Annotated in this window: 2 protein-coding genes; one reads left to right on the plus strand and one right to left on the minus strand. The window is 68.7% G+C overall.

The window, feature by feature from the left end; translation table 11 throughout:
- Positions 1-147: 147 nt before the first annotated feature.
- On the minus strand, positions 148-3,264 hold the full coding sequence (locus ACH4DZ_RS40225; protein WP_398294008.1) for a BTAD domain-containing putative transcriptional regulator: 3,117 nt from the start codon (positions 3,262-3,264) through the stop codon (positions 148-150).
- Between the two features lie 1,329 nt (positions 3,265-4,593).
- Here ACH4DZ_RS40225 and ACH4DZ_RS40230 point away from each other — a divergent pair.
- A complete protein-coding gene (locus tag ACH4DZ_RS40230) occupies positions 4,594-5,505 on the plus strand; it encodes an SGNH/GDSL hydrolase family protein (RefSeq protein WP_398294010.1) in 912 nt (303 codons plus the stop codon).
- Positions 5,506-5,780 lie beyond the last annotated feature (275 nt).

Raw genomic sequence — 5,780 nt, forward strand, 5'->3', positions numbered from 1 at the left:
TCCCACCCTCCGCGTCGGCACTTACCGCTCGCTTAACAAAGCCTTGCTCCCCGTCCCGCCCACCACGACAGCCCCACGACAGAAACCAACCGGCCTTCCTCCGGCTGGATCCACACAGCACCGGGACCAGGCGGAAGACGGGTCCGGTCAGTAGAAGGCAGCCAGCACAGAGGGGGTGCCGGACATCCGTTCGTGGAGCCGGTGACTGCCCGCGGTTCCGTCTTCGTGGCCGGCTTCCAGATCAGTCACAAGCAGTCCCACGGCATCACGGGCGAGCGGCTCCAGCAGGAGGCGGTGCGTGTCGGCCGCCAGTCGAAGCCACCGCTTCGAAACTTCGGTCCCGCTGTTCTCGGCTCCGGAGTTCCCGGCTGAGTGACCCGTCGTGTGCAGTGCCAGTCCGAGACCGGCCACCGCCTTGCGGTTGGGGGGAGCCGAGGGAGAGTCCCACACGGCCCGGAATATCCCCTCGGCCTCCGCGAAACGGTTGTGGAAGGCCGCCAGAACACCCCGCAGGTTGTCCGCGGCCGACTTGATGTCGTCCGCACTCAGTGCCGCTGCCAGCTGTTCCACTTCCGAGAGCCGCTCTTCGGCCGTGCTGACGGATCCCTCCGCGATGTCCAGGCACGTCAGCCGCAGCAGGGCGTAGGCCAGGCGGGTGCGAGACCCGATGGACCGAAGGATCTGAGCGGCCTCGCACCACTGCGTGCGGGCTTGGTCCCGCCTGCCGGCGCTTTCGTCCGCGTCGCCGCAGAGTTTGACGGAGAAGGCCGCCGCGAAGGCGTCGTCAGCGGCATGTGAGGCTTCCAGGGCCGCCAGCCCGTGGTTCCGAGCACCCTCGACGTCCCCCTGCTGGAGGCAGTACGTCGACCAGTTCGTCTGCAGGACCGCCCGGTTCCAGTGGAACTGCGTTCCCGAAATGCCGGCCTCGGCCTTGGCGAACAACTCAGCCACGCCGCTCTCGGAGTTGAGCATGGCGTAGAGCGTGTCGTAGCAGGGTCCCAGGATGGCGAGGTCCGGATGCTTCGCATGGCGCCACGCGGCCTGGTACCGCAAGCCGTACGAGCTGGCGTCCGCGTGCTTTCCGGCGATGTGACTCAGCCAGGCGAGCCAGGCGAACGTGAAGAAGAATGCCCACTCCTCGTCCGGCGTGGGTTGTCCCGACCGGCCGGAACGGGTGTCCTCATAGGCTTTCAGGCTCCTCTTGAGCCGCTCGATCCCCTCTTCCTCCCGGCCGCTGACGAACCAGTAGTAGCCGAGGTGCGCCTCCAGGACGAGGGACTCGACCGTGCTGCCCTGCCGGATCAACAGGTCCGACGCGGCACGGATGTTGGCCGACTCCTCCGTGAGTGTGGTCACCCAGGTGGTCTGGTCCTTCGACGAGAGTCCTGTCGCGCCGTCACTGGTGAGGCGCATGGCCCACGCGGTGAAACGATCCTCTGCCTCAGGACCGCGACCCTCCTCGTAGAGCCGCGCAAGCGCGTATTCGCGTACGGTCTCCAGCATCTGGAGCCGGACCCCGCTCACGGCGGTGACAGGAGACAACAGGGACTTGTCCACCAGCTGAGTCAGCAGGTGCATGAGATCTGTTCCGTCGCCGCCCGGCTGGATCAGGCCGGCCCGTTCGGCCTGATCGAGGGAGCAGCCACCGACGTGCAGCGCCAGCTCGGTGAGCACCAGTTGCTCGGAGACATCGAGAAGGGTGTAGCTCCAGTCCAGGACGGCCCGCAGGGTCTGGTGCCTGGCGGGCGCCGTCCGTTCACCCCGGGTGAGCAGCGCGAACCGGTCGTCGAGTCTGAGCGTGATCTCGCGCAGCGGAAGCAACCGGGCGTACGCGGCCGCGAGTTCCACGGCCAGTGGCAGGCCGTCCAGTCGGCGGCAGAGCGCGCGAATCTCCTTCATCGACGCCTCGTCCGTACTGAACGACGGATTGATCATCATCGCGCGAATGCTGAAAAGATCAGCGGATTCCTCGGGGGACATCGGCGACAGAGGGAACAGTACTTCGCCGGGAACGGTGAGGGGCTCTCTGCTGGTGGCCACCACGGTGAGCTGCGGGCAGCGGCTGAGCAGGTCCGCCACGAGGGGAGCTGCGGCGTCCAGGACGTGCTCGCAGTTGTCGAGAGCGAGGATGGTCCGCCGACCGCCGAGGAAGGAGGCAGCGCGGTACATGTAGTCGTGCGGCTGCTGGTCGGGCTTGGCCGACGAATCGGACAGCCCCAGAGTGGACGCGACGGCCGCCAGTACCCCTGAGTCGCCCACCGCTGTCAGGTCCACCCACCAGACGCCGTCGTGAGTGGGCGCCAGTCCGGTGCACGCCTCCAGCGTCAGACGGGTCTTGCCGACACCGCCGGGCCCCACGACACTGACAAGCCGCTCACCGGCGACCTGCTCGCACAGAGCGGCCAGAACATCCCGGCGGCCGACGAAAGGCCCCAGCGGACGGACCAGATTGCCCTTGCCCCGTGACGGGCGACGATGCTCGGCCTGTTTCGGGGAGAGTTGGAAGGGGTCGCCGTTCTCGCGTTTCAGGGACTGGTCATGGCGCAGGATCGCAGAATGCAGGGAGCGGAGGTCCGGCGACGGATCCACTCCCAGTTCCGAGCTGAGGAGCTTACGGCCCTTGTCGAAAACCTCCAGGGCCTCGGCGTGCCGCCCACAGCGGTAGAGCGCCAGCATCAGTTGAGCGCGGACCCTCTCGCGCAGAGGCGTCTCGGACAGAAGCGCCGACAACTCCGGTACGAGTTCTTCGGCCCGGCCCAGTTCGAGGCACGCAGCCGCCGCGTCCTCGATCGCGCTGAGACGATGCTCTTCGAGACGGGTACGTTCGATGTCGAAGGGCCTGCCGACCAGATCGTCGAGAGCGCGGCCACGCCAGAGGGACACACCGGCCCTGAGATTCTGGTCCGCCTGCCCGTACGCGCCGTTGCGCAGGTGTTCGCGGCCCTGCTGCACGAGGTCCTCGAAAGCAGAGACGTCGAACTGGTCCTGCGGCAGCAGGACCAGTTGGTAGCCCCCCTGGCGTGTCTCGATGCGGCCGTCGGCTCCGTTCGCGGCGAAAACGGCACGCAGCTTGGCCACCTGTACCTGCAGGGCGTTGACAGGGTCCTTCACCTCCCGTTCCCACCACAGTTCGTCGATGATGGTGTCTCGCTGCACGGGCTGGCCGCCGGCGAGGAGCAGGCGGCCGACGACAGAACGGGAGAGGGATCCGGGAAGGCCGACAGGGGAGCCCTCGTCGTTCAGTACTTCAAGTCGGCCAAGCATTCGAAAGTGCATGAGTCACTATCCCCCGGACGAGGCTCGCCCACTGGCAAACCTGTGGCTGCGGTGTCCCCGGGCGAACCTCGCCCTCCGTCGGCGGATGCGCGGACGGGCGGCGATGACCGGGCGGGAACACAACCGGTGGAAACGAGGTCGCGATGCGGCCAGGAGACGTGAGCCCTCAGCCGCCGACTCGCAGACCGGGTGGTTCGCTGCCGGTGGAGGCACTGAGTACGTGTTCGCCCTTCCACCGCGGCTCTCGGCCGACCCGGTGGCCGTCACAAGATCGATCGGCGACGTACGTCCTTCGGAGGCCGTTCCACAAGCCCGCAACATCGCTCGGTCTTCCCGCTCAGACGCGCCTGCCGACGGGACTTTGCGTCCGAGAACCACTGGCCGCCGCGATGTAGGCCTCCGGGGGCAGAGGCGCGCGGGAGGAGCCCGCCGCATCACTCCTCAGAGCTGCGGCCGCCGAGACAGAGGCAGCCGGGGGCGGGTTCTGCGGATCGCGGCCGGTGGCGCGTGTGCTGGCGGTCCGCGACACCGGAGCCGGGAAAGCGTCACGCCTGCCGCGCCGCTCGTCAGGCCGCTCGCCGCTCCGTACGGCGGGCGCCTCGCGTCGAGACGCTGTCGGTACGACACGACCGGCTGCCGGGTCAGGAAACCTGCGGACCGGCGCGGTCGACCGTGTCGGGGCTGCCCACACCACCTGGCTGCTGGAGGTCCGAGGAGGAGGCGATGTCTGGGACTCGCTGACGGACGGTGGTGCGGGGCCCCAGGTGGGAGCGCTGATGACTGACGCGAACGGTGCGGACGGCGACACGATCTCGAACTCGGTCCCGCCGACTTCCACGGTGTCGGCGCCACGGCTCTGGGAAGCTATCTTGTCCCAAGACGCCGGGTCCCCCTTCCGCGCGCCTGCCGGGATGCTGTCGTCATGACGTATGACCGGCTCTCGCTCGATCCGTGCACCCTGCTCGGAGCCCGCAGTGCGCGCAGGTCCTGTGGCGTGCGAGGAATAGTTGTCGGACTGGTCCGTCTCTCCGGACTGGTTCATCATCGTTGACCTCTTTCAAGTGCTTGTAGTGGTCCATACGCGGACAACCACACACCGGTTCACACGGTGTCGCGGCCCGACCTGACCCGGTGCCGTACACAGCCGGTCCGGCATCGGGCTCGACCCCGGCGACCGCCTGGACCAGGGGATCCGCCGGTGAACCCTGTCCCGGCCGTGGACGTAGCCCTGTGCGAGCGGTCCTGTTGTGCAGTCGATCGACATGCGGGGACCGCGGGCACGATCCTTCACGCCTTGCTCGACATCATTGGGGACACATGGCGACGACAAGAAATACCGGTCTGCGTACCGTGGGATGGCGCACGTGGCTGGGCGGCGCGCTGGCTCTGACCACGAGTCTGACCGCCCCGGGTACCGCCTTCGCAGCATCGCCCGGCTTTGGTGCACATCCGGCCGAACACCGGTCGGTGGGGAACTACGTGGCACTCGGCGACTCCTACGCCTCAGGCCCTGGAATCGCCGACCAGACGGATGCGGTCTGTGCCCGGTCCGACCAGGCTTATCCCGCGCTCGTCGCCCGTGCCAGGCAGGCCACTTCGTTCTCGAACGTGACCTGCAGCGGTGCCACGACGGCACACCTGACGCAAGGTCAGGGGACCGTTGCGCCGCAGCTGGACGCGGTCGGTCCTGCCACCGACCTGGTCACTCTCACCATCGGGGGCAACGACATCGGCTTCAGCCGGATCCTCGGCACCTGCGCGCAGTTGAGCACCACCGACGTGACGGGCAGCCCCTGCCGGACGTTCTACGGGTCGAGCGGTACCGACCAGCTCGCCCTGAACATCGAACAGACCACTCCGAAGGTCTCCGCGGTCCTCGCGGACATTCAGCAGCGCGCCCCGCAGGCACGCGTGGTCGTGGTGGGCTACCCCGACCTGCTTCCCGATGACGGATTCGGCTGTTTCCCCACCGTCCCGTTCGCGGCCGGGGACTTCGCCTATCTCCGGGACACGGAAAAGCGGCTCAACGCCATGCTCGCCCGGGCGGCGAGGCGAGGGCACGCCACCTACGTCGACACCTACACGTCGAGCATCGGCCACGACATGTGCCAGGCCGCCGGCACGAGGTGGGTCGAGCCGTTGACGCCACAGGCGCCGGCAGCGCCCGCGCATCCCAACGCCGCCGGGCAGGCGGCGATGGCCGCGGCGATCGAACGACGTGTGTGCTGACTGAAGGCGCCCGTCGGCCCGAAGGCATGCGTCGGCGCCGGAGGCATCTCACCTGTCGGTGAGCCGGTTACCCCGCCCGGCCCCGCAGTGCGGGGCCGGGCGGGGCACGCATCGCCTCGACGAGGGTTCGCGGGGCGAGCGTTCCTCGACCGCCTTCGGCGATCACCAGCGGAACAGCGTTGGAGTCGGGGCCCCCCCCCCGCCCCCCCGCGGGGGGGCGCCCCGGGGCCGCGGCCCCGCGGCCCGCCGCGGTCGCCCCCCCGGGGCGGCCGGGG

It is taken from the genome of Streptomyces sp. NPDC017991 (assembly GCF_044328075.1).
Classification (GTDB): domain Bacteria; phylum Actinomycetota; class Actinomycetes; order Streptomycetales; family Streptomycetaceae; genus Streptomyces.

What these genes read in the sequence shown, in the direction of transcription:
- ACH4DZ_RS40225 (WP_398294008.1), bottom strand. Translation starts at nt 3,264, where the DNA reads ATGCTTGGCCGACTTGAAGTACTGAACGACGAGGGCTCCCCTGTCGGC.
- ACH4DZ_RS40230 (WP_398294010.1), top strand. Translation starts at nt 4,594, where the DNA reads ATGGCGACGACAAGAAATACCGGTCTGCGTACCGTGGGATGGCGCACG.